The following is a 26,719-nucleotide window of genomic DNA, read 5'->3' as shown; positions in this document are numbered from 1 at the left end:
AATGGCGGTAGCTCGCCGCCGGCGTGCTCTCTCGGGAGACGTTTCGTCCGTTATTCCGGTACCTTCGGGCGATCCGTTGAGGTGTATAAAAAAAAGATACGGCGGGTGGATAAAAAGGAAGGAACGAGCGGGTGCGTCAGGCGATGTGAAAGCCGCCCCGCTCCTCTCTCAGGAACCCTTCCCGCTGCAGCTGGTGCAGGTTTTTGAGGAGGGAATCGGGCTCGAGAGGAAGGGCGAGGAGAAGCTTCTCGGCAGTGCTGCCGGGATCGGCGAGGAGCGCCTTCAGGATCCAGCTTCGCTGCTCGCGATTGGAGCCGCAAAAGGGGGACTGTCTGGTGTGGTGGGCGCTCCTGCGCCCGGGATTTGCCACCTCCCTCTTCAGCAGCGCACCTGCATCCATGAGGGCGTAGTACCAGTGCCGGGGATCGATGCGGTCCACGGTCTGTGCGACGAGCGGGAGGATGGCGCGGTCGGGAACCGCCTCACTGTCGGGAAAGAATCGGTGCAGAAAGAGGGCGCGTATGTTTGTCTCGATGAAAACGGTCGGCTCCCCAAAGGCAAAGGCGGCGACGGCGCGGGCGGTGTATTGACCGATCCCCGGAAGGGTTTCGAGAAGCTCCACATCCGCCGGAAGCTCCCCGTCAAAGCGCTCCATCACCTCCCCGGCACAGCGCTGCAGAAAAAGGGCGCGCCGGTTGTACCCGAGCCCCTGCCACCGGGAGAGGACCTCCGAGAGGGGAGCGAGCGCCAGATCGCGGAAGGAGGGGAAGCTCGCCAGAAAATCGGCGTATTTCGGCACTACCCGCTGCACCTGGGTCTGCTGCAGCATCAGTTCGGAAACGAGCACCGCGTACGGGTCGTGCGTCTCGCGCCACGGGAGCTTCCGCCCGAACTGGCGGTAGTGGCTGTACACCTCTTCCCTGAAGCGTTCCACCTGCTCAGCGGTAAGAATCCCTGTCACGACGCCCTCCGCAACTCCACCAGAGTAGCACCCCACCCCCCCCCGTCGTCCCCGGCGAGGCGGAAGGAGGAAACTTGCGGGAGCCTGCGCAAAAGTGCGTGGGTACTCTCGCGCAGCGTCCCGCTTCCCTTGCCGTGAATGATCCTCACCGAAAAGATGCCGCGGGCGACGCACTCGGCGAGATAGTCGGGGATGAGGTCCTTTATCTCACGCGGGTTGAAGAGGTGCAGGTCGAGAACGCCGTCGATGGGGAGGACGACGGCATCGTCGTGCTCGGGAGGGTTCAGCGCCACGGCTCGTGATAACCGTTGTGGCGCACCTTGCCGTACTCCAGCTGATCAGCAGGAATCCCCTTCTTCATCTCGTTCGGGTGCCCTATTCCGATGACAGAAAGGACGTGCATGTGCTGCGGGATCCCCAGAAGCTCGCGGACGTACTCCTCGGAACTCTTCCCGGAGGCGTGCGAGCGCAACCGGATCTGCACCCAGCAACTCCCGAGCCCAAGGGAGGTCGCGGTCATCTGCAGCAAAATAGCGGCAAGGGACGAGTCCTCGATCCACACGTCGCACTTCTGCGGGTCGGCTATCACCACGACCGCCAATGCGGCATTTTTGAGAAATGACGCGCTGTGCGCCTTCGACTGGGCGAGCCCGTTCAGAAGCTGCCGGTCGTCCACCACGATGAACTCCCACGGCTTGAGGTCGCGCGAGGACGGGGAGCGCAGCAACGACTCCACCAGGAGCGCCACGGACTCCTGGTCAACCGGCTCCGGCGTGTAGGAGCGGATGCTGCGACGCTTGCGCAGCAGCTCTATCATACTCTCCATCTCTACGCCCCCTTTATGGAATAGATCACATCGTACTCGGGCACTTCCGGCAAGTGCGGGTGCTGCTTGCGCACGTATTCCCAGGTCCAGATATTGCCGATATACCCCTCGCAATCGTCGTAGCCGCAGGAGTACCCCGCTCCCCCTTTGGAGGCGCGTTCACACTGGCCGCACCATTGCCAACCCGCGGCCGAGTCGCCCCCTGCCAGCTGCGACTTCTTCTGTACCGACTTTTCCTCCATCGCATATCTCCTTTCTTCGTCCGAAGCGGTTACGGCCGATTCAGGCGCACCGCTCCTTTTACCACTTTCCGGCAGCGATAATCGCATAGAAAGAGGGCGCAGAAAAGGGAAAAGATGCAGGAAGAACGGCCGTGTGAGCGCCCCGGCACCTTCTGGGGTCAGGCTTTGCATTTGGTGATTTGACTCTTCCAGATACCCAAATGCAAAGCCTGACCCCGGCAATGGCACCCCTCTTCTTGCCCCGCCTGGAGCCGGGCCTGGGATGGCTCGTTCCGGAAGAGGTGAATCTCTGCGTCCAGAAAATCATTGACCTCGACTAACACAAGTGGTACCTAACCAGATCTGCGGCGAGAGCTCATCCGCGTACACCTGAAGTCGGACCACCATGCATCTCGGGGCTTCCCCGATTACATCACAGGAGGGAAAGATATGACCAAAAAAGGGATCGTGTGCAAGATTGTTTCCCTGGCCGCAGTAGTGGCCGCAACCGCAGGACTGGCACTTGCCTCGGCAGGGGGCGCCGGCATCAGCGCAGACGAGGCGCTGCAGAAGCTTCTGGACGGCAACAAGAGCTACGTAGCGAACAAGCTCGGCACCTGTGCCGCCACCGACACGCAGGCTCGCCAGAAACTGGCCAAGAGCCAGCACCCGTACGCAGTCATCCTCTCCTGCTCCGATTCCCGCGTCCCGCCCGAGCTGATCTTTGACAAGTCCGTAGGCGAAATTTTCGTGGTCCGCGTCGCAGGCAACGTGCCCGACCCGATCGTCATCGGCAGCATCGAATACGCGACCGAGCACCTCGGCTCCCCGCTGATCATGGTCCTTGGCCACGAGCGTTGCGGCGCGGTGAAGGCGACTGTGGACGCGAAAGGGAAGCCGGAAGGGAACATCGGCGCCATCGTGAAGGAAATTCTCCCGAACGCGAAGAAGGCGAAGCAGATCAGCAAAGGGAAGAGCGCAGAAGAAGTTGTTGAGTGCGCTGTAGAGCTCAACGCCAAAGCTGTCGCAGCTGCCCTGACCAAGCGCTCCAAGGTGCTCGCAGAGCAGGTGAAGGAAGGGAAGGTCAAGATCGTGACCGCAAAGTATGACCTGGACGACGGCCAGGTGACCCTGCTGAAGTAGTATCACCACGAAAGACCAAAGGGCCGGCAAATGCCGGCCCTTTTTCTGTCAATCCTCTGAAGGAGAGGTTAAGGTGATAACAGGGAGGAGCGAGCGGTCGACCTGCCACATCCGATCCGCCCCCAGCTCCGACAACGCCTGCCGCAGCCTCAGCGCATCGTCCACCACCCGGACGACATCCACCCCGTAGCAAACCTGCCGCACCTTCTGCAGATACTGAGCCCCACCCTTCAGGAGCGACAGGACACCGCCATAGTTTCCGCTTCTCCAGTGATGCAGCGCCACGGCGATCTGCAAAAGCCCCTGGTAAAAATCACGCAGTTCCCCCTGCTCGCGCACCCAGAGCTCCTCCAGCGTTTCGTGGCACTCGAACCACTCCCTTTTGTTGAACTCGTCGATCGCCTTCACGAGCTCCAACGGCGCGCTGCCGCTTCCGCACTCCATGGTTTCTCTCCTTTTACCGATCCACTGACAGAGTATACGATGCCGTGCCGGAAAGAAGAAGATACTTCCGGCCTCCTTCCTTTCGATCCTCACTTCGTCTGCTATAATTTTTCCCGCCGGAGATCTGATGACGATGGAGGGGAAAATCGTGCCGCCAGGAAGGAGCAGGCTGAACGTTGCCGTTGCAGGCGCCGGCATGACTGGTGCCTACCTGTACAGGCTGCTGACAAACGCAGGGTGCCGCGTTCACCTCTTCGACCGGGAGCAAAACACCCAGTGCGGCCTTACACCGTGCGCCTGGGGGACAACCTCCGATTTCACGAGGCTCGTACAGAAAGCCGGCCTCGACCCTGCGAAGTACATCCTCAAAAAACTGGAGACCGTAGTCATCGACGGGCTGAAGGTGAACGCAGAGCTCCTCACTTTCGACAAGCCCGCACTGATCCACGACCTCCTCGGCGGCGCGACCTATTGTTGCGCTCCCCCCCCGACGACCGGCTACGACAGGATAATAGACGCAACCGGTGCTCACAGGGCGCTCCTGCCGCCGATCGAAGACGATGTCATCCTCAACTGCTGCCAGTACCTGGTGGAGACCGACGCCCCGCTGGAAAACCGGGTCCGCATCGTCGGCGTAGGATATGCCTGGTGCTTCCCCCTTTCCGACCGGCGCTACCACATGGGGTGCGGCACCCTCCTGGAGGACCCCCGCGCCGTACTGAAGAGGATGGGGTGGTTCCAGAGCGAGACGGAGCGGTACAAGATGCAGACCCTTTGCGGCTGCCTGGGGACAATTCGTCTGACAGGACCGCACCAGTCCCTCCCCTTCGTCGTTCCGGGCACTCCCTCCATCTGGGGAATTGGCGAGGCGATAGGGTGCGTGGCGCCGCTGGTTGGCGACGGCATCGCCCCCGGGATGCGCAGCGTTGAGCTGCTCCTCGATAACTGGGAGAAACCGGCAGGATACCAGGAAGCGATCCTCTCGGAGTTCCAGTGGATGAAGGAGGAGCGCGACGTGGTGGATGCGCTGAAAAGGGGTGAGACGGTGGGAATCCGGGAAGCCCGCATCCTCCTGAAAAACTCCCGCCGCATGAACCTGCAGGTCGGCATAAAAGAAGTGTGGGGCATTCTGAAGATCCTGGCGGCAAACTACGTCACCCGCGCCAATCCCGGCTGATCCGCCGAGCCGCGCTCGCTTCCGTGAAGGAGATACGATGGAAGAAACAGATCTCACAAGGCTCGAGACTGTCACCCGCTTCTTTTCCGGCACCGGCTTCTCCTATGACCAGGTCGTCAACATCTGCACCGCCGGCTTCGACCGGTACTGGAAGAAGGTGATCCTCGAGCAGATCCCTCCTTCACCGACGCGCATCATCGACCAGGCATGCGGCACCGGCATTCTGACCTTCGCCATCGCGCGCAGGTTTCCGCAGTGCACCGTCACGGGGGTGGAACTTCGGGAAGAGTATCTGTCGCTCGCCAGGGAAAAGGCACAGCGGGAAGGGATCAAGAACGTGAAGTTTCTTCTCGGGAGAGCGGAAGAGGTAATCGTCCCCGGGGAGCAGGATTGCATTACCTCCTCGTACCTCGCAAAGTATGCAGACCTCGGGGAGCTCGCAAAAAACGCCCGCCGGATGCTGCGTCCCGGGGGGGTGATGGTGCTGCACGATTTTACCTACCCCGCCAACCGTGCCGTCCTCCCCTTCTGGCATGGCTGCTTTACCCTCATGCGCAGCTTCGGCGGGCGCTACTTCCCGGAGTGGCGCACGGTCTTTGAGGAACTCCCCGGTTTCCTGCGCGACACCCGCTGGCTTCCAAAGACCCTGGAGGCGCTGGAGTCTCACGATTTCTGCGAGATAAAGACCCGTTCCCTCACCTTCGGAAGCGCAGCCCTCGTCACGGCACGCAAGCCCCCCGCGACGCAGCATCAAAAAGATCTATAAGCTCCCACGGTGTTCGCAGCGCCACTTTCCCCAGGTGATCGTCCCTGAGATCGGCTGCGATCTCGGCGACCGCATCCTGCAGCGACCGTTCCCGCTCCTTCTTCATGCCACTCGCCACATCCTCGAAAAGCTCCCGCACCTCGCCGGAGACTTCCAGCTCGCCGCCGGAGAGCCCCAGCACGATGTGCGGCAGCAGCGCTCCCCCAAAGAAGAGGAGCGCGGGAGAGAGAGCGGTGAGATCGTCTGCGCGAACAGATCCCCTCTGAAGTGCGAGCTCCACCTCCTGCAGGTCGTCGGCGATCTGGTACGCTGCGCCGATCTTCACGCCATACTGGCGCCAGCGGCGAGCCGCCTCCTCGCCCCCCTTCGCCGCGACCGCCCCGAGCTCGCAGGCGGCGCCGAAAAGGATGGCGGTCTTCAGGTGGATGAGCTTTCGGTAGACCCCCTTCGTCACCCTCCCCTTTTTTAACTCCCCGAGAAGCGCATCGACTCCGAGCGGCTCCTGGTAAGCCCCGAGCGCGACCTCCGCGATCGCCTCCGACACGATGCGGCCATCCTCGCGCCCAAGTTCGCTCATCATCCTGATCGCGGAGGCGAAGATCACATCCCCGAGGAGCACCGCACGCCGGGCACCGTCGAGGCTCCAGAGAGCGGCATGGTCCCGGCGGAAACGGTGCTGATCGACGAAGTCGTCATGTATGAGTGAAGCGGTATGTATCAGCTCGACGGCGACGGCTCGCGGCAAGGCGGCGGGGAGTTCCCCGCCAAGGGTCTCCGCCACCAGGCAAAGGAGAAGCCCCCGCATTTTCTTCCCGCTCTTCAGGGGCGCCATCTCGCCGGTGAAGCCGAAGGGGGCGGAAGCATCCAGGAGCCGGTCCAGCGTCAGATCAAAAGCTGCATCCAGGCGAGGCTTCACCCCCTCTGCGTACTGCAGGAACCCTTCGCGCATTGAACCTCCCGTCCTTTTGAACCTTCGCTCATCTGGTTTAGACACCGAGCCTCCAGAGGAGCATACCGAGGCCGAGGAAAATTACACCCAGGCTTATGCATTTAAGGACCGTCTCGTAGCGCGCCATGAGGATCGACTCAGCGCTCCCGTGCGGGGGGGAGATCCGCCGCAGCTCCTTGTAGGGGCGCGACACCTTTATCTCCACGAGGCTGATGAACGCCATGGAGAGTGCCACGACGAGCGCCGTCAACGAGAGACGGTTGGTCTGCATCACGTAACCGGAAAGGACAGGGAGCGCCCCCCAGGAGAAGGCAAACCAGCGGTCAGTGTGGAAACGTCCCTCGAACAACTCCAGGTTGTAGGCAAAGGCAAAGAACCCTTCGAGGAGTGCGAGGATGGAAAGGAAGGGAACCGCGACGACCATGTAGTAGATCGCCGGAGCGTAGGCAAGCGCAAGGGCGATGATGGCAAGTCCCCACAGCTCCCGCCGGCTGAATACCTCCCCCCACGGCTTCACCCCGCGGCTGCCGAGGGCGTCCAGCGCGTGGGCGGCGACCCCGAGCCCGAAAAAGAAGATGAAGACGATGGCAAAAACCCTGTCGTAGCTGACCTCCGCCGCCAGCAGGGAGCCGATGACGGAAAAGGAAAGGACCATGCCGGTGTAAGGGAGAAACAAAAGCCCGAGGAAGGTGCGCAGGCGCTTTGGTCCCCGTTTCGGCACGTACCACTCGCCAAGCCTCTCAACAGCACCACTATCTGCCACCGCCCCCCCTATCCTCCCGGTCCGATATGAAGAAGCCGGGAGGGAAGTCCGAAAGAAGATTTACCGTGCCGAATGTCACCACCCTCTTCAACACCCCTTCAGGGGTCAGCTCCACGACCTGTGCCGGCAGCCACGTCCCCTTCTCGATGACAAATCGGTACCGCGTCAACACCCCGGGGAGGAAGTGATCGCTCGCCACGCTCTCCACGACCAGTCGCCCCCCCTCGTCCGTCACCTTCATATCTCCACGGCGCTGGTCGGTGAGGCTGTGGCCGATGTTGCGTATGAGGAGGCCGAGATCCGTCTGGTCGATGCGTTGCCCCGAAGGGTCAGCCAGAAGCCGGTTGTCCGGTGAGAGCCTCTTTTTGAAGACGGCGCCAATTCCCCCGGGGCGCACGAGGATCTTTCCTTCGGCGTCGCAGCAGATGAGGGAGGTGCCGCGGTGAGGGTGATGCATATCGATGCGGAAGTCGCGCGGCTTGCGAAAGCTGTACAGGAAGCTCTTCGTGATCTGAAGCTTGCCGTTTCGGTACTCAGCCACCTCCGTCTCCGTCTGGTATCCGCGAACCTTCTGCCACGAGCTGTTCAGATGAGAGATTATTTCCACCGCTGTCGGTCCCGAGCCCACGTTTTCTCCAGGCGATGCGGCTGCGAGAAAAGACGGAGAAGCTACAAGGAACAGAAGTGGGAGAGCAATCCCCTTTATCATTTCCCCCTCCCCTCCCGGACAAAAAGATTCAGCCTCTTTCTTAATTCACGACTATCGCGGCGTCGATGAGGTTATCGCACCTTCTCATTATTGCCATTTACGCGGGCGATAATAAAATCAAGACAGGTTCCAGTCCCCGACGAGGCGAGGCGGCAATGTCCATCATCCCTGTCTATATTCCTCCCGATTTCGACACACCGGAACTCTTGCAGGCGCGCACGGTGCGCACAGAGCCCGCTCCCGCCGACGGCGTCGTCCCGAGAGACTTCCACGGCACCTCCAACCACCCGGAGTACGTGCACCTCGGCGGCGGTCACTGGCTTCTCGCCCGCGAAAGCCGCATGGACGCCGTGATGGTTCTCAAGGAAAGCGCCCTCGAAGTGGTGGAGGCGCGCCGGGTAAGGAAGGGAGATCCCGTCGTCATCGGGAGAACGGAAAACGGCGAAGAAGGGATCTACGTGCACAGCACCGGGTTTGTGTGCGACGATCCTGAACTTTGCGACAAGTTCACCTTCCGCAGCCGCGGCACCAGGGAGACCCCCTTTTCACGCTCCTATGACGAAATGTACCGTGTCCTGCGCCACGACCGGGAGCACGGCCACATAGTGTGGGTACTCGGCCCCGCCGTCGCCTTCGACAAGGATAGCAGGGATGCCATGCAATTCATGGTGGAGGCAGGCTATTGCCACGCGCTCCTTGCGGGGAACGCGCTCGCCACCCACGACCTCGAGGCGGCACATTTCCGCACCGGACTCGGGCAGGACATCTACACCCAGACGCTGCGCCCCAGGGGACACTACAACCACCTGGACATACTGAACGAGGTGCGGCAGGCAGGCTCCATCTCGAAGGCGATCCGGGAACTGAACCTGCAAGACGGCATCATCGCCGCCTGCGAGCGGTGCCGGGTTCCCTACCTCCTCGCCGGCTCCATACGGGACGACGGGCCGCTCCCGGAGGTCATTTCCGACGTCTACCAGGCGCAGGACGCCATGCGGCAGTACGCGCGCCGCGCCACCACGGTCCTCGCCCTGGCGACACAGCTGCACAGCATCGCCTTCGGCAACATGGTGCCGAGCTACCACGTCATGGAGGACGGCACGGTGCGCCCTGTCTTTTTCTATGTGGTGGACATGACGGAGTTCTGCGTCGACAAGCTCGCCAACCGCGGCTCCGCGCAGGCGATGGCCATCCTGACGAACGTGCAGGATTTCATGGTCAACATCTGGCACAACCTGAAGTAGCAGCGAGAGCGATCATGACAGGCACCATAGAAATCATAGGGGTACCGATCGACCTCGGACAGACCCACCGCGGCGTCGACCTCGGCCCAGGCGCTGTGCGCTATGCCGGACTCGCCCATCGTCTCGCCTCCCTCGGGTACCACATCCACGACAGCGGTAACCTCGCGGTCCCGATCAGGGAGACGGTGAACGAAGAGCGCGGGCAGCATTACCTCCCGGCGATCAAGCAGACGTGTGAGGCCGCCTATCACGCCGGTCGCGCTGCTGTGGAAGGGGGGCGGGTCCCGATTTTCATCGGAGGAGACCACACCATCGGCATCGGCTCCATAGGGGGGACAACCCACATATCCCCCGCGGGACTCATCTGGATTGATGCGCACGGCGACTTCAACACGCCGCAGAGCTCCCCTTCCGGCAACATCCACGGTATGACCCTCGCGGTGCTCCTGGGGCACGGGTACCCACAGCTCGTCGAGGTGGGGCGCCCCGGGGCGAAGGTTTCCCCCGAGGACGTGGTGGTGATCGGGATCAGGGACCTGGACGCCGAGGAACGGACGCAGCTGCGCAAGAGTGGCGTCGCCGTCTACACCATGAGGGACATAGACGAGCGCGGCGCCGGTAACGTCATGAGGGAGGCACTGGAGCGACTGGAGCACCGGGACCGGCTTCACGTAAGCCTCGACATGGACTGCATCGACCCCCTGTCAGCCCCAGGGGTAGGCACCCCCTCCCCCGGCGGATTCACCTATCGGGAGGCGCAACTTCTCATGGAGATCATCGCCGATGCCGGCCGCCACTGCGCGCTGGACATCGTGGAAATAAACCCGATACTGGACGAGAAGAACCGGACGGCGCTACTGGCCGTGGAACTCGCGGCCTCGCTTTTTGGCAAAAGGATCTACTAGGGATAGAGGCACCGTGAGGAGCGGGGCGCGGCACGGAACGGGAGAGGAACTATCTGGAGTAAAAGGAGGCAACCGATGGGAAGCTTTCTGATCACATGCACTTCCTGCGGGACGGAGAACCGCATCCCGGAGGAGAAGGAAGGGGTACCCGGGCACTGCGGCAATTGCAAGGCGGAGCTCCCCCCTCTGTACGCGCACCCACGGGTGCTCTCCGAGGCGGCCTTCGACGACTTCGTGAGCAGCTACAGGGGACCGGTCCTTGCCGAGTTCTGGGCGCCGTGGTGACCGCACTGTGTCTCGTTCGCACCGGTGGTGCGACAGGTTGCAGAATCAATAGCGGGAAAGGGTGCGGTGGTGCAGGTGAACACCGATGAAAACCCGAATCTGGCGGGGCGGTACGGAGTCCGGGGCATCCCGGCCATATTCCTGATTAAGCAGGGGAAGGTGGCGGATCAACTGACGGGAGCGCAGCCGCTGCAGGCCATTCTAAGCTGGTTCCAGCGCCACGCTGGGTAAAGGGTACTGCAGGCTTCAACTTCAAAGGGATGGCTGCTTGGGCACCGAGCGCAGGCAGCCGCCGTGCGTTTATTGCACCAGAGGTGCAGCTCAACGGACTCGCGGCACGCCGCAAAAACCCTCGCCGCGTGAGGGTACCGCAACTATCCCCTCTTCCCCTTCCCCTGTACCCCCTGCAGTATCATCTCGTACTCCTCCGGCGTGTTCACGTTTCGAAAGGAAAGGAGGTGCGGATCGATCCTTTCCACCTCCTCGCAGGAAACCTTCACCACCGAAAGGGTGTTGAAGCAATCGATGATCCGGTATCTCCCCTCCGAAAGACTTTCCTGCATCGGGTCGCAACAGCGCCTGCTATACACGGCGTGCAGCGGCTCTACTCCGCCATGGTTCTCAGGGATGATGATGTCCCCTTCCTCACCCCTCCCGCACAGGTAACGGATCAAGCTTTCGTTCAGAAATGGCATGTCGCAGGCCACGACGAAAACGTGCTGCGTGGCGGCGTGCATGAGCCCTGCATGAATTCCAGCGAGCGCCCCTGCGCCGGGGTAGAAGTCGGGCACCTTCGGGCACGGAATAAAGTCGTAGAGCTCAGGCGTGTTCGTTACCAGGAGGAGCTCGGGGAATAGTACCTTCAGCTTCCGGTAGGTCCGACCTATGAAGGTCTCCCCTTCAATGGGGAGTAGGGCCTTGTTCCTCTTCATCCTGCTGGAAGCCCCCCCTGCCAGGATGACCCCTGTAATGCCGGAGAGTTCTCCCCCCCCTCCTGGAATAACCATGCTCCCTGCTCCTTGTATACGGCTTAATCCTGTTGCTTATAATTGCAAAGCTCTGTACTATGGCCGCATGATTTCAGCGCGAAAAACGCTTATGCGGCGGGACTTTGCGGGAAAAAAACGTTTTTTTGTTCCGGTAATGTATACCTGGTTGACAACTACTAAGAAATACATTTAATTATCGCCACCATATTTGCGCTTTCCAAACAGCGTAACATGCTGGGTAAACAGGACTTCAGCCAGGCGTCTAACAGTTCGTGATCCTATATCACCACCCTCACTGATACAACAATTAAAAAAGGAGAACTGCATGGAAAAAGCGAAGGTCATCGCCATTGAAGAGGAAATCAGCGAAAGAGAAAACGGTGTTCGTGAAATTCGGGACACCACGGCAAACCCTGCCCCCCTCGGACTCCTTGGCTTCGGCATGACGACCATCTGTCTTAACTTGCACAATGCCGGCTTCTTCCCGATCGACACGATGATTCTCGGCATGGGGATTTTCTACGGCGGCATGGCACAGGTCATCGCCGGTATCATGGAGTGGAAGAAGAACAACACCTTCGGCACCACCGCCTTCACCTCTTACGGCCTCTTCTGGCTTTCCCTGGTCGGCATCCTGGTCATGCCGAAGCTCGGCATCGGGCAGGCTCCGAGCACCGCGGCGCTCGTTGCCTATCTTGCTCTCTGGGGCTCCTTCACTGCAGTCCTCTGGCTTTGCACCTTCAGGCTGAACCGTGCGCTTCAGGTGATCTTCGGGCTCCTGACCGCCCTCTTCTTCCTCCTTGCCATCGGTGACGCGCTGGAAAACCCCGGCATCAAGCTCGTGGCCGGCTACGAAGGGATCATCTGCGGTCTCTCCGCGGTGTACTGCGGCCTTGCCCAGGTCATCAACGAGGTTTACGGCAAGACTCTCCTCCCCCTCGGCCCAGTAGGAAAGTCCGCCCACTAACAAAAGGCCACATAATCCAGAAAAAGGGGAGCTTCAGCCGGCCAAGCCGCGAAGTTCCCCTTTTTTTGTCGTGGGGGATAATCATTTTTTGTCCGCAGATTACGCAGATCTCGCAGATTTAAATCTGAAGCATGACGTACGAGATAAGTGCAGCTCCTGTAAAAATGTGCGTAATCTGCGAAATCTGCGGATAAGGGTGGTTTATACTTTGCCATTGTAATCGGAGGTCATTCGCTCCAGCCATAGCACCACACCTACCCGAAGGGAGGGATGAGCATGAGCACTGAAGCGGACGGAGAAAGACCCTGCTCTTCCGATGCGGAGCAGCAGAAATTCATCCAGCGCCTGCAGGAGTTGCACGCCTTCCCGGAACCGGCGCCTATCACCCTCACCAACGTCTACAAGGAGATCCCCATATCGCACCCGGCGACGATACGGGAAGTGAATGGAAAATATGTGGAGTTGAACACTTCCGAGCTCCAGCTGGCGAGCATCTCACAGTGCGACGAGGCATACCTGCAGTCGCCCCTTCTCGACTGGACGCTGCTCGGCCGACTCTGCAGCATCGACATGAGGCGATCCTCCGTGAAGCTCGGCGACTTCAGAGAGGCAGAGCTGGACGTGTTGAAAAGAAAGACGGTAAGGGTCCGGCTGAAGAAACCGGTTACCGTGCGGCTCAAAACAGAGCACGAAACGATTGTGGGGGCGGTGCACGATGTCTCTCTCGGGGGGAGTTGCATCAACACGGTGGTAAGAGACGGCCTTTCAGAAGGGGGGACGTTGGAGATGGAGCTGTCACTGCCGGCGCTCGATACCGACTGTCTGTGCATCCCGTGCAAGGTCGTCGCGATCGAGGGAGATGCCCCCCCTTTCCGGTGCAGTTTCAGTTTCGACCATACCAGCAGAAGCGAGCAGGTCCTGTCGGTCTTCATATACCAGCGACAACTGGAGATCGTCAGGGAGCTGAAAGAGGCCCTCTGCTAGGGAGCACCCCTCGGGAAAGGGCTACTCCTTCTCCAGCTTCTTGAGGAGTTTCTCCTCGTACTCAGGGAGGAGGTCGAGGGAGAGGGGGCGCTTGCGCATCATCTCCAGCTTCATCAGCTTGAAGTTGAGCTCCCGCACCTTCTTCGTCCGTTTTTCCCCCTCATCGAGGTCGAGTACGAGGCGCCTGAGCGAAGAGACCTCGTTTGTGAGCTCCACCTCCGGAGGGACGCAGCCGGCGTTCTTCAGGATCTTGTACGCCATCCGCAAATCTTCCGGTACGCCGCTCAGATCCTCCATCTCCAGAGGTTGCCCTTTGCCCCGCAGGTTTTTGAACTCGCCGCGGTCGATCGCTTCCTGGATCCTGCGTTCAGCTATGGCAGCAAAAATGTCCATAGATACCAGTCTTGCAGATTGTTCTTCGGGAAGTCAAGGGGGGGGAGGTGAAGGGCGCCGGCAGCGCTGCAACAGCTGCCGGCGGCACTTTGGCAGGAACTCATTCGCGCTCCTCTTTTTTTTCCCCCTTCGTCCTCTTCCGGTCGGGCTCCTTCTTCTGCTGCGCCAGATCGTCTCCTTTCTTCACCGCGGTCTTCCGGATCGGCAGAAGACCCGGAAGGGCACCCCCGGGAGAGGCGTCGCTCTCGCTCCCCCGCTCGACTACTCCCTTATGCGGCACCTTCGGAAGATCGGTCTTGCGCGTCATGGTGGCGAAAACCAATGGCACCAGCATGAGCCCGAAGAGGAGGCCCCACGACACTCGCCGCCCGGGAAAACGGAGCAGGGGGAATATCTCTGTCTCATCCCGCCTCCCCCCCCCACAGAGCTCCCCCCTTCCCTGCGGCAGTCGCTCAAGGTCCGCCAGAAACTCCTCCGCGGTCGGGTATCGATCTGCACGATCCGGCGCGAGCGCTTTGGCGATGACCGCCTGGATCCCTGTGCGCCCCCCCCCCTGCGCGGCGCAGCTGGAACTCGGAGCGCCCCCACTCGCAGAAGACCCCGCCTTTTCCAGCCGCTGCAGGAGCTCACCCACGGCCTGGAGATCGCCGGCGACATCGCCATCCGCTCCTTCCCCACTTTTCCCCGCGCAGCTCCGTCTCACCCCCCAGCTGGTGAGCTTTGGAGAGCCGTCGCTGGCAAAGGCCACCGTCTCCTCGCAGATGTTGCCGTGCACGATCCCGTTCTCATGCAGGAATTTCACCCCCTGCAGGAGGGCCCGGCCAACTGCCACTACATCTCCGCTGCGCACACCCCCCTCCCTTATCAGGTGATCCCCCAGGGAGGAAGGGAAATGCTCCGTCACCAGGAGTATCGTGCCGGAGACCTCCCTGCAGAGGTGGACCGCGGCGAGATATTCAGTCGCGTGCCTCTGTACGATCTTCGCTGCCCTCAGAAACCGCTCCCTGGAAAGGTCATCGGTAAATACATCTGAAGGGATCTCCCTGATCGCAACCTTGCGCCCGAGGACCGCATGAACTCCTTCAAAGAGCCTCCCGGGGCCGCGGAAGGGGATCTGGTCTTTCACCCTGTACGGCCCGATTTCTCTGTCGATCATGGCGTCACCTCATCGCTTTGCACTCGCTGGATACCCACGACGCCTCACCCACAAAAGAGAGAGCTACACTTCACCTGGCTCTTCAACTGTCGCTACGTATACCATCGATTTCACGAGGACCTGGAGCTGCGAACAGTTGAGAGCGGAACCAGGAAAAAGAGGAGGGGAAACGTAAAAAGGTTAGAGCACCGGGATTGCTAGTCAAGTTTGCTCACCCTTTGCGCACTGAATATACGGGCGGATAATGTGCTGAGGAAACAGGAGGTTGGAATGTCTTTCCTGGAGAAGTTCTGCAGGGAGGAGGAGAAAAAAAGGGGGGCAAAATTGTCGGGGCAACAGGTGGTTGGAACGTCAAGGGGGAGCGCCGGCGCCGGCTGCTCCCCCTCGGATCGGTACTTACCCCGCCGCCCGGCTCTGCACCGGCTTTCCTTCCTCGAGCGGCCCGAGGATCCTCACCAGCTTCGCGGCAATCTCCTTCGGCGAGAGTACGTAGTCCACTGCACCGGTATCGGCGGCAGCCTTCGGCATGCCGAAGATGATGGAGGTTTCCTTGTCCTGGGCGATGGTGACGCCGCCGATCCCCTTTATGTGCCGGATTCCCTCGGCGCCATCCTTACCCATCCCGGTGAGTATGATGCCGATAATCTTCCCCCCGAAGAACTGCTTGTCCAGCGACATCATGGTGACGTCCACAGCGGGCTGCACGTAATTCACCCGCGGCCCGTCGATCAGTCTCACCTGCTGGTTCTTGTCGAGGGCAAGGTGGTACCCGCCGGGGGCGACATACACCTGGCCGTCCCAGAGAAAGGCACCATCCTCTGCCAGCGAGACCGGCATGGCAGAGACCTTGTCCAGAGCCTTCGCAATGCGTGAATCCATGATGGCGGCCACATGCTGCACCACGATGATGGCGCCCTTTACAGGGGGGAGCTCGCTAAAAAGCTCTTCCAGCGTCGGGGGACCGCCTGTCGATACCCCGATTACCACCACATTTCTCTTGCTCATGCCGCAACCTCTGCATCTGCCTCTTTCAGCAGGCTGGTGTAATAGTTCAGGGCCGCGATGAGGGTGGACTGCCCGAACGGCTTCGTCATGTAGTCGGTCACGTACTCCTGCAGCCCGTCCATCTTCTCGTCCGGCTCCCCCTTCCCGGTCAGCATGACGATGATGTTCCCGTCGTAGAAGCCGCGGGCGACGATTTCCCTGATGGTGTCCCAGCCGTCCAGCCCAGGCATCATGATGTCCATGAGGATAACCCCCTTGAACCCCTCCTCCAGGCGGGCGAGGCAGTGCGTCCCGTCCTCGGCTACGGTAAGGTCGATCCCTGCCGACTGACAGATGATCTCCACCGTTACACGCACACCTTCGTTGTCGTCGACGATCATTACTTTCTTGCTCATAAGTTCCTCTCTGTGTATGCTCCGGATTTTCAAGCTGCGAGCTTTAATGTGAAAAAAATCGTGGTTCCCTGCCCAGCCCCCGGGCTCTCCGCCCAGATGCTCCCCTTGTGGTTTTGAACGATCCGCTTGCAAAGTGCCAGCCCCAGTCCCTGCGTGTTCACGTCGTGGCGGGCGGTGTCCGCCTTGAAGAATTCGTCAAAGATCAGTTCGCAGTGCTCCGCGTCGAGACCGACCCCGTCGTCCTCCACACCGATGGTGACGGTCTCCGTCGCCATGATCCCCCAGACCCGGACCTTCCCCTGCTGCGCCGCGTAACGGGCGGCATTGGAGAAGAGGTTCTCGAAGAGGAGCGCGAGCTGGTCGGTGGCTCCCAGCACGGTGAGGGCCGGATCGAGCTCTATGCAGCAGGAGACCCCGCGCTCCTGCAGGAGAGGAGCGCTTCTGACCACGGCATCCTGCACCACTGCCGCCAGCCGCACAGGGGCCAGTTCCACCGGCACGGAACCGCTGGAGAGGCGCACCAGTTCGACGACCTTCGTGGTGAGCCCGAGGATCTGGTTCGCGCTTCTCTCGCAGACCTCCAGCATCCTCTGCACCGACTGGTCGTGCACCTTCTCCTTCACCATCGGAAGGAGGGCGAAGAGAGGCGTGATCGGCGTCCTCAGGTCGTGGCTTAGCTGAACCATGAGGGAGCGGACGAGGCTGGAATGGCGAAGCCGCGCCTCGAGCTTCGTGCGCTCCATTTCCGAATTGCGCAGATCCGTTATATCGCGCAGCGTCTGGATGCCGCCGACCCGGTTCCCCTGCATGTCGTAGAGAGGAGCGGCCGCACTCCAGAGGAAACGCTCCTCTCCCCGCACCAGGAGCTTCACTTCCGCCGACAGCGTCTGGCCGTCCCTGCGCAGCCTGTCGTAGCAGACATCCTCCTCCCCTTCCTCCTCCAGAAGGTCGATGAGGATTCTCCTGCGCATCCCGTAGAAGGGGACGGCGTAGGCGTAGTCACCGTCCCCGAGGACCTTTTCCTTCCCGACCCCGGTGAGCTTCTCCAGCGCCCGGTTCCAGGCGATCACCCTCCTTTCCTCGTCGACCACAAAGGTCGGGTCAGGAAGGAATTCCAGGATATCGGCAAGACGCTGGTACGAGTCGCGAGCCTCCCGCTCCGCCGCCTCGCGACGGACGATGTCCTCCTTCAGCGCCTGATTCGCAGCGGCGAGCTGTGCCGTGCGCGCTCCCACAACCTCCTCGAGCCCCGCCATCTTCATTTCGGCCTGCAGCGAGAGGTGCCACTTTGCGGTCAGGGTGCTGGCGAGCTGGCACACCTCGATGGCGTCGAACGGCTTTTTGAGGATCAGCAAACGGTCCCCGACGTCGAGGCGCTTCGTGAGCTGCTGCCAGGAGTAGTCGGAGTAGGCCGTACAGATCACCACCTGGACCTTCGGGTCGATCTGCCAGAGGCGCTCCACCGTCTCCATCCCGTCCCACCCCGGCGGCATCCTCATGTCGACGAAGGCGAGGGCGTAGGGGCTACCTGCTTCCAGCGCCTCCCGCACCTTCGCCACCCCCTCAGCCCCCTGGTAGGCGGAATCGAGGGTGAAACGGACCGGAGAACTCTGGAGCTCCACCCCGAAGAGGGCAGCCTCCATCTCCTCAAGATCCGAGACAGCCTCCGGGGGGAGGAGGATCTTGCGGAAGTCCTCGTGGATGGCTGGGGTGTCATCGATCAGCAATATGCGGCGGTTCTCTTCCGTGTTCATGTGGCTCCTCCCCCTCTCCGGGGGTGTTGGTGAAACTGGCGCCGGGACGGTGCCCCGCGGTGAACTTCGTTGCGACCTCGCCGGTCGCGCTTTTCCTGTCAGGAGTGGTCTAGCGGGAGCTCCAGGGTGAAGATCGCCCCCTGTCCGCGACCTGCGCTGGAGGCCGTCAACGTCCCCCCCATCTCCTTTGCGGCGAGGGCGCAGCTGTGCAGCCCGAAGCCGTGCCCTTTCTTTCTGGTGGTGAACCCGTGGTTGAATACGCGGTCCAGGTTCTCCGGGGCGATCCCCTCCCCTTCGTCGCAGACCTGGATGCGCAGCCGGCTCCCCTTCGTGTCGAGACGGAGAATCAGGCGGTGCGAACCGTCCGGGACTGCGTCCATGGCGTTCTTTGCGTTGCTGATGAGGTTCACCAGTATCTGCAAGACGCGCCCCTTGTCGAGGGGGACGACCGGGACCTCGGCAAACTCCTTCACCACCGTCACCTGGTGGCGCGTCAGGGATCCCGCGTTCATGCGCAAGGCATCCTCCAGGAGCTCAGCCACCTGCACCGGCTCGATCAGTCGCGACGAGCCGGCGTACGACTGCTGCGTGGAGACGATCTCCTTTATGTGATCGACGCTCCTGGTAAGCCGCGCAAGCTCCCCCTGGAGCGCCTCCTGCTCTTCGGCCATCGCCATGGAAAGCTTCTCCAGGTAGCCGGGGAGGAGACGTCCCCTCGGATCCTCGGTAAAGAAGGCGCCAAGATCGTCCGAGCGGGACTTTATGAGCTCCACCGCGCGCTGCAGCCCCACCCCCTTCGGCTCGCTGAGGGCGCGCTGCAGGACCGCAGCTGAAACATTTACGCTGTTCAACACGTTCCCCACGTTGTGCAGCACGTTCGTGGCTATCTCCGCCATCCCCGCCTGGCGCGCTGCCGCGAGAAGCTCGCTCTGCGCCTCGGAAAGCTCACTCGTCCGCTCCCGCACCCGCTCCTCCAGCCTTTCGTACAAAAGGGCGTTCTCCAGGGAGACCGCGAGCTGCCCCGCCATCAGGCGCACCGCATCGAGCCTCCCGGTGGAAAAGACCCCGCGGCTCAAGGTGTTTTCCAGGACAAGGAGGGCGCACGGGGCTCCGTGGCTGAAGATCGGCACCAGCATCAGCGAGCAGCGATCCATCCCCTGGAGGTACGGGTCGCGGCAGAAGCGCTCATCGTGCACCGCGTCGTCGACAAGGAGTGGCTCCCGTGTGCGCTGCACGTAGCGCAGCGGTGCCAGGGGGATAAGGGATCCGGCATCCTTCACCGCAATCGGCGCCGCGTCCCCGGAACGGACAACAAACCACCCCTTTTCCTCCTCGGACCACAGGACAAGGCGCACGGCGGTCGCGCCGGTCGCCCCCTTCAGCACCTCCTCGAGCCTCGTGTGCAGCCCCTTCAGACTCCGTTCCGAGCTCAGTGCCTGGGAGGCGGCCAGCACCGCCAGAAGGTCGAGGGAGTCGGTGGAGACCGATGCGCCGATCTGGCCGTCCTCGGAGCGACGCTGCTTCACGGCACCGGAAAGGAAGGGGAAAAGCAGGTCGAGCTGCTGCACCTTCCCGGAGGCTCCCCATGCCTCGTAGAGGTATCGCGCCTCCACCATGAGCTTGCGCCCCGCCCGCTGCATCCCCGACTCCAGGAAAAAGAGGGCGCCGCGCTCCGCTATCAGCGCCCGGTGCCACGGGCGCTGCCGCTGTTCCGCCGCGAGGAGCGCCTCGTCGAAGGAAAAGGCAGCCCTCGCGCGTTCCCCCAGCGCCCAGTGCTCCTCCGCTTCCACGAAGTGAACCAGATGGAGGAAGTTCTCCGGGATCTCCGCGGCCCGCGCTCTCAGCCACCCCTTTTCAGCGGCGAGAGCCTCGATGAGCACTTCGCGCTCGTCCCCTGCCGCGCCCCGCACCCTCCGTGCGAGGGCGAGTGCCTGCAAAAGGTGACCGAGCGCGCTCTTGTAAAACCCCTCGATATAGGGAAGAAGCGGGTACGCCTGTGCCGCGTGTCTCGAGAGCCCCTCGTCATCGCCAAAGATGAGGGCGCACAGCGAGCGGTGGATGTGGTATTTCGCCTTCCCCAGCGGGAAGCCGGCCATCTCCGCCTCGAAGGAGGCTTCGTCGAAGGAGGGATCCTCCAGGCTCCCGAGTGACGAGGTCTCCCCGACGAGCGCCCGCCACAGCTGCAGGCTGACGCGGAAGACCGGGTGGGAAAAGGTGTTCCCCGTGCGCGTGGCAAAGTCGAGGGCGCGGTCCAGTTCTTCCCTGAAGGAGGCGAGGGTCGATGCGCTGTCGAGGATCGCCGCCAGGGCAGGATGGAAGGTAAAGCAGGCGAACTGCAGGTCCCCCTTGCGCAGGAGCCCTTCGCGCGCCAAGAGCGCCTCCCGCACGCTGAGCTCCAGAAGCTGCCCCCAGTGCGCCGCGATCAGCGCGAAGCAGTGTCGCACCCAGGCGGTTTCCAGCTCGTACCCGCGGGCCTCCCCGATCGCCAGGGCACGCTGGGCGATGCGCCAGCCGGTGACGAAATCGTTCCTGAGGGCCATGGTGACGAGGGGAGCCGCGGCAAAGCCGATGAGGAGCGAGGCAGAGGGGCCGTGCTCCATCCAGAGACGCTGGCTCTGGAGCTGTACCCGGAAGCAGAGCATCGGATCGCTGAAGAAGGCCGGCGCCACCATGTGGTGCAGAAGACGTGCGGCGGCAAGAACGAGGGGATCGCGCACCTCCGGCCGCTCGTCCGCATCCTCCCCCTGCGCCCAGAGGTAGAGCCGCTCAAGCCCCCCGGCGATCTCCGCCTCGTCGGCACCGGGAGCAGGGAAACCGAGCCGCTGCAGGAGAGCGAGCCCGAGGAGCACGCCTTCTGTCTGCCGCCCCCGATTGGTGAGGCTGCTTATCTGGATGCAGGCAGCCTCCACCAATTCGAGCGCAGTGCTGCACCCCTCGATGGAGCGGTATACCCGGTCCCCTTCCTCCAGTCGCCCGAGGCTGTAAAGGGCGTTATGCCACGCCGTCTCCAACAGGGCGAGGAGCGGCTCGCTGCGGAGTTCTTCTTCCTTCTCGCAGCAGCGGATCGCCCCCCGGAGGAATCGCTCCATCGCAGCGTAGTCGGCGGTCACCTTGGCGTCCTGCGCCCCTTTCCAGAAAAGGAGTGCAGCAGAGCGCAGCTCCTCCAATCCGTTCAGAAGGTCGAGGCAGCGCAGGTACTGCTCGGCGGCCAGAAGGGCGAGATGCGGCAATGGCGCCAGACGGCGGGCGAGCTCGAGGTGCAGCCCAATCCGCTCTTTTTCCCCCATGCCGTCGTAGACGCACTGCTGCCAGCGGTCGTGGCGGAAACGGAGGGCATTGCCGCCGTCGGTGCCTCCTCCCTGCTCCAGGATGAGGACCCCGTCCTCCAGCGCGGCGGCGAGTCCCGGGAGCCCGCACGAGCCGGAGGCGACGGAGAGGACCCCCTCGTCCACACTCCCCCCGAGAGCGGCGACCGTTTTCAGGACCATTGCCGCTTCCTCCGGAAGGGAGGCGAGCCGCTGCGAGAGAACCTCCAGGACGTCGCCGCTGCCGAGGTAGTGCCGCACCGCGCTCTCGTCCCAGTTCCACCCCTCCCCGCCGAGGCGCAGTATGCCGTCGTTTCTGAGGGCGTTTACAAATTCCAGCGTGTCGTAGGGGTTGCCGCCGGTGCGGGGGGCTACGGCGCGCGCGAGCGCCGCGCTCTCCCGGTGCTTCAGGCGCAGCATCTCCCCTAAGAGACGTTCCACCCCCTCCGCCGGAAGGTTCTGGAGCCGCAGCACGAGTGCTACCGAGGGGAGAGCTTCCCAGCGGCGCAGCAGGGGGGTCAGCGGGTGGGTGGCGTCGACTTCCGGCTCCCGGTAGGCCCCGACGAGAAGAAAGCCGTCCAGCTCCTGGTCGGAGAGGAGATCGTCGAGAAACGCAAAGGAGCTCTGCCCGGCCCACTGCAGATCGTCGAGGAACATGACGAGCGGCTGCTCCGGGGAAACGACCGTGCGCAGCACGGTCAGCGCCCCCCTGAAGAGCCGGGCCTGCGCCTCCACCGGATCGTCCGGCATGAGCTCGGGGGGGACTGAAAGGACCGCCGCAAACTCCGGGAGGGACCCGGCGACGAGCCCCGCACTCTGACCGAGAGCCGCCAGGAGGCGCTCCCGGCAGGAGGAGAGGCGCTCCTCCGGCTCCGCGAGGATAAGGCGCCCCACGGCGCGCAGCGCCTGGACCGTGGCGGTGGAAGCGGGGTCGCGGCGATACTGGTCGAACTTTCCGGAGACGAACCAGCCGCGGCGCGCAGTGACGACCGCGCGGAGCTCGTTTACCAGCGCGGTCTTCCCCACTCCCGCCCCGCCGGCAATGAAGGCAGCCGCCCCGCGCCCCTCCAGCGCACCGTCCAGGACTTCGGCGAGAGCGGCTATCTCCCGGTCGCGACCGATGAGGCGCGAAGGGGGGGTGAGTCGCAGCGGGAAGTCGCGCTCCCCGAGCGGAAAGGATGAGGCGGGATCGCGCAGCAGCCGTTTCAGGTCGTGGGCCACCCCCGCCGCGCTCTGGTACCGGGCATCCGGCTCCTTCTCCAGGAGTCGCATGACGATGGCGGAAAAAAGGGGGGGGAGCGCCTCGTTGACCTCACCGGGGGGGAGCGGATTCCTCCCCAGGATGTCGTGGATCAGTTGCAGAGGGTCTGAGTGCTGGAAAGGGGGGCGTCCGGCGGCGAGCCGGTACAGGACGGCGCCGAGGGCGTACAAGTCGGCGCGCTCGTCGACGGAGCGCCCGGTGCGGCCGGTCTGCTCAGGTGCGAGGTAGTGAAGGTCCCCCGCGATCTCGTTGTGGTGCACAAAGGGAGGGCGCTCCTCTGCGAAGGTCGTGGCGAGGCTGTAGTCTATGAGGAGAGGGGCGAGCCCTGAGCCGCTCAGGAGAATGTTTCCCGGGGCGATGTTCTTGTGCGCCACCCCCGCCCGGTGCAGCGCGGCCACAGTGTCGGCGAGGCGCGTGCAGATCGTCAGGCACTCATGGAGCTTTACCCCCTGCTGCAGCAGATCCTCCAGAGGACGGGCGCTGCTGTCCTCCATGGCGATCGTCCCCGCGGGATATTCCCCGGCGGCAAGCCGCGGCACCCCCGCGATCCCCGCGAGGCGCTCCATGATCCCCCTTTCGTGCTGGAAGCGCTTCAGGGAGTTAGGTCCGAGGATCTCCTTACAGACGACGCTCCCACCCTGCGGCAGCCACAGACGATAGACGCGGGTCAGCTCACGCCGGAAGAGGACCTCTTCGCGGGGGGCCGGTGGGGCCCCTTCCCAGGCAGGGTATTCGTATGCATATGCTCTTTGCGCTGGAGTCATTGTCGTCTGTTGCCACTTCGGCGTGGCCCGTTCAGTGGGACTATCCCCTCTGCACTCGTACCGTCCGTGCTCTATCGGCACAATGTCGGGAAACTTTACTCGAAGACCTTAATGAGATGCGGGCACAGAGGGGATCTCCCCCTGCACCGGGATCTCCAGGGTAAAAGCCGCGCCCCGCCCTTCCCCATCGCTCTCCGCATGGAGGACCCCCCCCATTTCCTTCGCGGCCAGTGCGCAGCTGTGCAGCCCGAAGCCGTGGCCGTCCTTTCTGGTGGTGAAGCCATGAGTGAAGATGCGCGACAGGTTCTCCGGAGCGATCCCCACTCCGTCGTCGCGCACGCAGACCCGCAGCGCCCCCTCCGATCCATACTCCACCGACAGGGTCATCCGGTGCTCCCCGTGCACGCCGTCCATGGCGTACTTCGAGTTGCTGATCAGGTTCACGAGGATCAGAAGGACCCTCGACTTGTCCAGCGGCAGTGGCGGGACCTCGGTGAATTCCCGCACGACCTGCACCTGGTGCCGCTTCAGCGCCCCCTCGTTCATGGTGAGGGCGTCCTCCAGAAGCTCCGTTATGCGCACCATCTCCACCAGCGCGCCCCCACGGGCGTACGACTGCTGGGTAGCGACGATCGCCTTTATGTGCTCCACGCTCTTTGTAAGTTGCCCGAGCTCCACAAGGACGGTCTGCTGCTCCCCTTCCAGGGCGAGTGCGAGCTTTTCCAGGTAGCCGGGGAGGATCTTCCCCTTTTCGTCCTCGGACAGAAAGTGCGGCAGATCCTCGGCGTGCTCCTTCAGGAGCGACACGGCCCTGGCGAGCCCGGCGACGCGGGAGTCGCGCAGCGAGTTCGCCACGATCCCTGCGGAGACGTTGACGCTGTTTAAGACGTTCCCCACGTTGTGCAGCACGTTCGTGGCTATCTCCGCCATCCCCGCCTGGCGCGCGGTGGCAAGAAGCTCGCTCTGGGCCCGGTGCAGCTCGCCGGTGCGCTGCGCCACCCGCTCTTCGAGCTTGTGCACGAGCTCGTCCTGGGCCTGGGCAAGGCTCGCTGTCATCTGCACGATGGAGGAGCGCAGGCGCCCCAGCTCACCGAAGAAGCCGGCAGCGGGGAGCCTCGTGTTGCGGGAGCCGCCGGCGCTCACCTCGGCGGCATACGTCTCGATGGCGCCGAGTGGTCGCAGCAGTATCCGGCGCAGGAGCTGGAAAAGGATCAGTACAAGGCAGCTGTTCAGGGTGACGATCCCCGCAACGGTGCTTACAAGGAAGTCGCGCAGAGCCTCCTGCATGAAGCGCGGCGTGACGTAGACCTCGACCGTACCGATCCGGCTCCCGTACCTGATGATCGGGGCGGATGCCTTCAGGAGCTCTTCCCCTTTCAGCGGCCCCGTTACCTTCGCCACATGCCACTGCGCGTCGCGGCCGGCCCCGGTGATGACCGCGCCATCGGAGGAGTACACGACCACGCCGTACACCTCCCCCTCCTCCAGCGAGCTCGTCACGACCCTCTCCACCTGCTCCATGTCGAAGTTCCAGAGGGGAAGCTCGAGACTGGTGGCGAGCTGGGCGGCGGTGCCGTTCATCTCCTCGTGCAGCTCCACGGTGCGCACGCTCTGTTCGCGGCAGAAGTTGAATACCGCAAAGGCGGACCACACGACGGTGGAGACCACAAGGAGTGTGAATATGACGATCTGGCTGAGGGATCTGTTCTTTTGCATGATCTTCCCGAAAGGCACGACAGCGGGATCCCCTACGGGGAAACCTTCGCGCTCCCCTGCTGGTATTTCACCCTGTAGCGCTCCAGCTCCTGGAACCATTCCGCCGGGACCTTACCCGCACCGTAGTACTTCTCCAGGATGCGCAGGTAGCTGCCGTTCCTGATGATCCTGGAGAAGGCCTCGTTCACCTTCTCTCCGATCCTTTTCCCGTCCGGGTAGTGGGCGCTGATCATGATGGTGATCGGCCCGGTCGCGTGCGGCAGCTCCAGCGCGGTGAAGAGCTGCGCCTCGCGGGGAAAGAGCCTGCGCGCCGTGTACTCGCCGGTCTCCCGGATGACCCCGCACAGGTCGAGCCTGCCGTCCTTCAGCATCCGGAAGAGGGACTCCTCGGTGTCCACCTCCGTGACGGAGATGGAGTTCTTCTCGAAGTACTCCCGGTTTTCCAGGGTGCCGCGCAGGACGCCGATCCGGTACCCCTTCAGGTCCTCGGGGGAATGGAACCGTATCCCCTTGCGGTGTCTTGGGGCGTAATAGAAGAAGGCGGTGCGGTACAGGGCGACCGGAACGATGGCGCTGAACTGCTGCCCCTGGAAGTTTTCCGGGTCCCCCAGGTGGTTGTTCTGGTGGTCGGTGTACAGCCTCTTCAGGGGAAAGTAGCGGATCACGCTCTTCAGGTGCATCTCGGTAAAGACCGCGTGCACGATCTCCCCGGCCATCCCGTCCCCGGGGAGGCTCGAGGCGTAGAAGGGGGGTGTCTCGCTGGAGCCGAACTCGATGACCCCCTGCGCCCCCAGGGTGGAGCGGTACGTCTCGCTGCTGGGAGCGCCGTCGGACTGGTACAGCGCCACTATTTCCGCGAGGCGCCCGCTTTTCCTGAGCCGCGCCACACCACGCAGATACGCCTCTCTGATCTTCCCCCCCCGCGCATCGCTGCGGTTCACGATGAGGGAAAAGGAGAGGCTCTCTGCGCGGGCCTGCAGCGGGCGGAGCTTCAGGCTTTCGTCCGCGGCGTATTTGCGGAGGAGCTGCTGCGAAACGATTTCCGGGAGGAGCACGAGATCGATCTCGTTCTCCTTCACCTTGCGCAGGAGCGCCTTCGGCTCGTCGCTCACAACCTTCATCCCCGCCAGCGCGGCAGGGGTCTCCTCCCCCTTCACGACGCCGATGCGATACCCCTTGAGAGCCCGGACATCCCCTTTCCAGGTCAGCAACTCGCGATGCGCCCCCTCGCTGAAGTAGTAGAACTGCCTGAGAGAGCAGCACGGCAGCACCGTGAGCTTTGCCAGCTCACCTTTGCTAAAGAGGGAAGGAGAGCCGAGAAAAGCCGGAGCCCCGTCGAAAAGGAGGGAGCGCCTGGCGAGGCTGCGCACCGGGAGTACCTCCACCTCCACCGGGAGGCTCCCCTCCTGCATCGCGGCCTGCACGATCGCTGCAGCCATACCAAGCCCGGGGGTCTGGGAGTCGATCACGGGGGGATACTGGTACGATGCGACCTTCAGCGCCTCGTCACGGACGATGAGCTTCGGGCCGAAGCGGGGCGCCGTCGCCCCCGCCGTCCCCGGGAGGGAGAGGAGAAGCGCAGCCAGTGCCGTAAAAAGAATGACCGTTCTTTTTCTCATAGAGATTCCTGTCTTTCC

Annotated in this window: 25 protein-coding genes; 8 read left to right on the top strand and 17 right to left on the bottom strand. The window is 62.8% G+C overall.

Annotation, left to right across the window (positions count from 1 at the left end; all coding sequences use genetic code 11):
- Positions 1-136: 136 nt before the first annotated feature.
- The 4 genes from LPW11_RS18720 to LPW11_RS18705 are packed head-to-tail and all read right to left on the bottom strand — an operon-like array spanning position 137 to position 2,029.
- Complete coding sequence (locus LPW11_RS18720) at positions 137-961, bottom strand: A/G-specific adenine glycosylase (protein ID WP_230995391.1); 825 nt, start codon at positions 959-961, stop codon at positions 137-139.
- The gene (locus tag LPW11_RS18715; RefSeq protein WP_230995390.1) at positions 958-1,254 is read right to left on the bottom strand and encodes a Smr/MutS family protein; all 297 of its coding nucleotides are present in this window, start codon (positions 1,252-1,254) and stop codon (positions 958-960) included. The genes LPW11_RS18720 and LPW11_RS18715 overlap by 4 nt, the downstream gene beginning before the upstream one ends.
- On the bottom strand, positions 1,245-1,787 hold the full coding sequence (locus tag LPW11_RS18710; RefSeq protein WP_331001579.1) for a nitroreductase family protein: 543 nt from the start codon (positions 1,785-1,787) through the stop codon (positions 1,245-1,247). The genes LPW11_RS18715 and LPW11_RS18710 overlap by 10 nt, the downstream gene beginning before the upstream one ends.
- 2 nt (positions 1,788-1,789) lie before the next feature.
- Positions 1,790-2,029, bottom strand: coding sequence for a hypothetical protein (locus LPW11_RS18705; protein WP_230995389.1), 240 nt, complete (start codon positions 2,027-2,029; stop codon positions 1,790-1,792).
- 429 nt (positions 2,030-2,458) lie between these two features.
- On the opposite strand from LPW11_RS18705, the gene LPW11_RS18700 reads away from it, so the two are divergent.
- Positions 2,459-3,151 carry a carbonic anhydrase gene (locus tag LPW11_RS18700; protein WP_230995388.1) on the top strand — a complete coding sequence of 231 codons (693 nt, stop codon included), beginning with the start codon at positions 2,459-2,461 and terminating at the stop codon, positions 3,149-3,151.
- Between the two features lie 48 nt (positions 3,152-3,199).
- On the opposite strand, the gene LPW11_RS18695 is transcribed toward LPW11_RS18700, so the two are convergent.
- The gene (locus LPW11_RS18695; RefSeq protein WP_230995387.1) at positions 3,200-3,595 is read right to left on the bottom strand and encodes a DUF309 domain-containing protein; all 396 of its coding nucleotides are present in this window, start codon (positions 3,593-3,595) and stop codon (positions 3,200-3,202) included.
- 127 nt (positions 3,596-3,722) lie between these two features.
- Here LPW11_RS18695 and LPW11_RS18690 point away from each other — a divergent pair, with 127 nt between their 5' ends.
- Both LPW11_RS18690 and LPW11_RS18685 read left to right on the top strand, forming a co-directional pair.
- Entirely contained in the window at positions 3,723-4,772 is a 1,050-nt protein-coding gene (locus LPW11_RS18690; protein ID WP_230995386.1) for a hypothetical protein, read from the top strand.
- Positions 4,773-4,809: 37 nt separating this feature from the next.
- Positions 4,810-5,538: a class I SAM-dependent methyltransferase gene (locus tag LPW11_RS18685; protein ID WP_230995385.1), complete on the top strand. Its 729-nt coding sequence runs from the start codon at positions 4,810-4,812 to the stop codon at positions 5,536-5,538.
- On the opposite strand, the gene LPW11_RS18680 is transcribed toward LPW11_RS18685, so the two are convergent.
- The 3 genes from LPW11_RS18680 to LPW11_RS18670 are packed head-to-tail and all read right to left on the bottom strand — an operon-like array spanning position 5,492 to position 7,878.
- Entirely contained in the window at positions 5,492-6,487 is a 996-nt protein-coding gene (locus tag LPW11_RS18680) for a polyprenyl synthetase family protein (RefSeq protein WP_230995384.1), read from the bottom strand. The two genes, LPW11_RS18685 and LPW11_RS18680, sit on opposite strands and share 47 nt — an antisense overlap.
- A gap of 37 nt (positions 6,488-6,524) precedes the next feature.
- Positions 6,525-7,250, bottom strand: a complete 726-nt coding sequence (locus LPW11_RS18675) for a hypothetical protein (protein ID WP_230995383.1) — start codon at positions 7,248-7,250, stop codon at positions 6,525-6,527.
- The gene (locus LPW11_RS18670) at positions 7,240-7,878 is read right to left on the bottom strand and encodes a hypothetical protein (RefSeq protein ID WP_230995382.1); all 639 of its coding nucleotides are present in this window, start codon (positions 7,876-7,878) and stop codon (positions 7,240-7,242) included. Before LPW11_RS18670 ends, LPW11_RS18675 begins: the two co-directional genes overlap by 11 nt.
- A gap of 236 nt (positions 7,879-8,114) precedes the next feature.
- Between LPW11_RS18670 and LPW11_RS18665 the strand changes: the two genes are divergently transcribed.
- The 3 genes from LPW11_RS18665 to LPW11_RS18655 all read left to right on the top strand — a co-directional run bounded on the left by LPW11_RS18665 (position 8,115) and on the right by LPW11_RS18655 (position 10,624).
- Positions 8,115-9,203 carry an ornithine cyclodeaminase family domain gene (locus tag LPW11_RS18665; RefSeq protein WP_230995381.1) on the top strand — a complete coding sequence of 363 codons (1,089 nt, stop codon included), beginning with the start codon at positions 8,115-8,117 and terminating at the stop codon, positions 9,201-9,203.
- 14 nt (positions 9,204-9,217) lie between these two features.
- Positions 9,218-10,108: an arginase gene (gene rocF / locus LPW11_RS18660; protein ID WP_230995380.1), complete on the top strand. Its 891-nt coding sequence runs from the start codon at positions 9,218-9,220 to the stop codon at positions 10,106-10,108.
- Positions 10,109-10,183: 75 nt separating this feature from the next.
- Complete coding sequence (locus LPW11_RS18655; protein ID WP_230995379.1) at positions 10,184-10,624, top strand: thioredoxin family protein; 441 nt, start codon at positions 10,184-10,186, stop codon at positions 10,622-10,624.
- A gap of 143 nt (positions 10,625-10,767) precedes the next feature.
- Here LPW11_RS18655 and mobA read toward each other — a convergent pair whose 3' ends face one another.
- Positions 10,768-11,400, bottom strand: coding sequence for a molybdenum cofactor guanylyltransferase (gene mobA / locus LPW11_RS18650; RefSeq protein ID WP_230995378.1), 633 nt, complete (start codon positions 11,398-11,400; stop codon positions 10,768-10,770).
- A 307-nt stretch (positions 11,401-11,707) separates the two neighbouring features.
- On the opposite strand from mobA, the gene LPW11_RS18645 reads away from it, so the two are divergent.
- Positions 11,708-12,349, top strand: coding sequence for an acetate uptake transporter (locus LPW11_RS18645; protein ID WP_230995377.1), 642 nt, complete (start codon positions 11,708-11,710; stop codon positions 12,347-12,349).
- A gap of 276 nt (positions 12,350-12,625) precedes the next feature.
- Positions 12,626-13,333: a PilZ domain-containing protein gene (locus tag LPW11_RS18640; protein WP_230995376.1), complete on the top strand. Its 708-nt coding sequence runs from the start codon at positions 12,626-12,628 to the stop codon at positions 13,331-13,333.
- A gap of 21 nt (positions 13,334-13,354) precedes the next feature.
- Here the strand turns inward: LPW11_RS18640 and LPW11_RS18635 are convergent, their stop codons facing one another.
- The 8 genes from LPW11_RS18635 to LPW11_RS18600 all read right to left on the bottom strand — a co-directional run bounded on the left by LPW11_RS18635 (position 13,355) and on the right by LPW11_RS18600 (position 26,701).
- The gene (locus tag LPW11_RS18635) at positions 13,355-13,726 is read right to left on the bottom strand and encodes a J-domain-containing protein (RefSeq protein ID WP_230995375.1); all 372 of its coding nucleotides are present in this window, start codon (positions 13,724-13,726) and stop codon (positions 13,355-13,357) included.
- Positions 13,727-13,826: 100 nt separating this feature from the next.
- On the bottom strand, positions 13,827-14,882 hold the full coding sequence (locus LPW11_RS18630; RefSeq protein ID WP_230995374.1) for a serine/threonine protein kinase: 1,056 nt from the start codon (positions 14,880-14,882) through the stop codon (positions 13,827-13,829).
- 396 nt (positions 14,883-15,278) lie between these two features.
- Positions 15,279-15,887 (bottom strand): CheB methylesterase domain-containing protein, encoded by a 609-nt coding sequence (locus tag LPW11_RS18625; protein WP_230995373.1) that lies wholly within the window; start codon positions 15,885-15,887, stop codon positions 15,279-15,281.
- A complete protein-coding gene (locus LPW11_RS18620) occupies positions 15,884-16,282 on the bottom strand; it encodes a response regulator (RefSeq protein WP_230995372.1) in 399 nt (132 codons plus the stop codon). The genes LPW11_RS18625 and LPW11_RS18620 overlap by 4 nt, the downstream gene beginning before the upstream one ends.
- A gap of 29 nt (positions 16,283-16,311) precedes the next feature.
- Positions 16,312-18,036 carry a hybrid sensor histidine kinase/response regulator gene (locus tag LPW11_RS18615; RefSeq protein ID WP_230995371.1) on the bottom strand — a complete coding sequence of 575 codons (1,725 nt, stop codon included), beginning with the start codon at positions 18,034-18,036 and terminating at the stop codon, positions 16,312-16,314.
- Positions 18,037-18,134: 98 nt separating this feature from the next.
- Complete coding sequence (locus LPW11_RS18610; protein WP_230995370.1) at positions 18,135-23,366, bottom strand: trifunctional serine/threonine-protein kinase/ATP-binding protein/sensor histidine kinase; 5,232 nt, start codon at positions 23,364-23,366, stop codon at positions 18,135-18,137.
- A 108-nt stretch (positions 23,367-23,474) separates the two neighbouring features.
- A complete protein-coding gene (locus tag LPW11_RS18605; RefSeq protein WP_230995369.1) occupies positions 23,475-25,082 on the bottom strand; it encodes a sensor histidine kinase in 1,608 nt (535 codons plus the stop codon).
- 32 nt (positions 25,083-25,114) lie between these two features.
- Positions 25,115-26,701, bottom strand: coding sequence for a transporter substrate-binding domain-containing protein (locus tag LPW11_RS18600; protein ID WP_230995368.1), 1,587 nt, complete (start codon positions 26,699-26,701; stop codon positions 25,115-25,117).
- Positions 26,702-26,719 lie beyond the last annotated feature (18 nt).

The organism is Geomonas sp. RF6 (assembly GCF_021044625.1).
In the GTDB taxonomy this organism is placed as follows: domain Bacteria; phylum Desulfobacterota; class Desulfuromonadia; order Geobacterales; family Geobacteraceae; genus RF6.
This window is presented reverse-complemented; position numbering and strand designations above follow the sequence as displayed.

Coding starts and splice junctions, on each gene's coding strand:
- LPW11_RS18710 (WP_331001579.1), bottom strand. CDS start 1,787: ATGGAGAGTATGATAGAGCTGCTGCGCAAGCGTCGCAGCATCCGCTCC.
- LPW11_RS18705 (WP_230995389.1), bottom strand. CDS start 2,029: ATGGAGGAAAAGTCGGTACAGAAGAAGTCGCAGCTGGCAGGGGGCGAC.
- LPW11_RS18700 (WP_230995388.1), top strand. CDS start 2,459: ATGACCAAAAAAGGGATCGTGTGCAAGATTGTTTCCCTGGCCGCAGTA.
- LPW11_RS18695 (WP_230995387.1), bottom strand. CDS start 3,595: ATGGAGTGCGGAAGCGGCAGCGCGCCGTTGGAGCTCGTGAAGGCGATC.
- LPW11_RS18690 (WP_230995386.1), top strand. CDS start 3,723: ATGACGATGGAGGGGAAAATCGTGCCGCCAGGAAGGAGCAGGCTGAAC.
- LPW11_RS18685 (WP_230995385.1), top strand. CDS start 4,810: ATGGAAGAAACAGATCTCACAAGGCTCGAGACTGTCACCCGCTTCTTT.
- LPW11_RS18680 (WP_230995384.1), bottom strand. CDS start 6,487: ATGCGCGAAGGGTTCCTGCAGTACGCAGAGGGGGTGAAGCCTCGCCTG.
- LPW11_RS18665 (WP_230995381.1), top strand. CDS start 8,115: ATGTCCATCATCCCTGTCTATATTCCTCCCGATTTCGACACACCGGAA.
- rocF (WP_230995380.1), top strand. CDS start 9,218: ATGACAGGCACCATAGAAATCATAGGGGTACCGATCGACCTCGGACAG.
- mobA (WP_230995378.1), bottom strand. CDS start 11,400: ATGGTTATTCCAGGAGGGGGGGGAGAACTCTCCGGCATTACAGGGGTC.
- LPW11_RS18645 (WP_230995377.1), top strand. CDS start 11,708: ATGGAAAAAGCGAAGGTCATCGCCATTGAAGAGGAAATCAGCGAAAGA.
- LPW11_RS18640 (WP_230995376.1), top strand. CDS start 12,626: ATGAGCACTGAAGCGGACGGAGAAAGACCCTGCTCTTCCGATGCGGAG.
- LPW11_RS18635 (WP_230995375.1), bottom strand. CDS start 13,726: ATGGACATTTTTGCTGCCATAGCTGAACGCAGGATCCAGGAAGCGATC.
- LPW11_RS18630 (WP_230995374.1), bottom strand. CDS start 14,882: ATGATCGACAGAGAAATCGGGCCGTACAGGGTGAAAGACCAGATCCCC.
- LPW11_RS18625 (WP_230995373.1), bottom strand. CDS start 15,887: ATGAGCAAGAGAAATGTGGTGGTAATCGGGGTATCGACAGGCGGTCCC.
- LPW11_RS18620 (WP_230995372.1), bottom strand. CDS start 16,282: ATGAGCAAGAAAGTAATGATCGTCGACGACAACGAAGGTGTGCGTGTA.
- LPW11_RS18615 (WP_230995371.1), bottom strand. CDS start 18,036: ATGAACACGGAAGAGAACCGCCGCATATTGCTGATCGATGACACCCCA.
- LPW11_RS18610 (WP_230995370.1), bottom strand. CDS start 23,366: ATGACTCCAGCGCAAAGAGCATATGCATACGAATACCCTGCCTGGGAA.
- LPW11_RS18605 (WP_230995369.1), bottom strand. CDS start 25,082: ATGCAAAAGAACAGATCCCTCAGCCAGATCGTCATATTCACACTCCTT.
- LPW11_RS18600 (WP_230995368.1), bottom strand. CDS start 26,701: ATGAGAAAAAGAACGGTCATTCTTTTTACGGCACTGGCTGCGCTTCTC.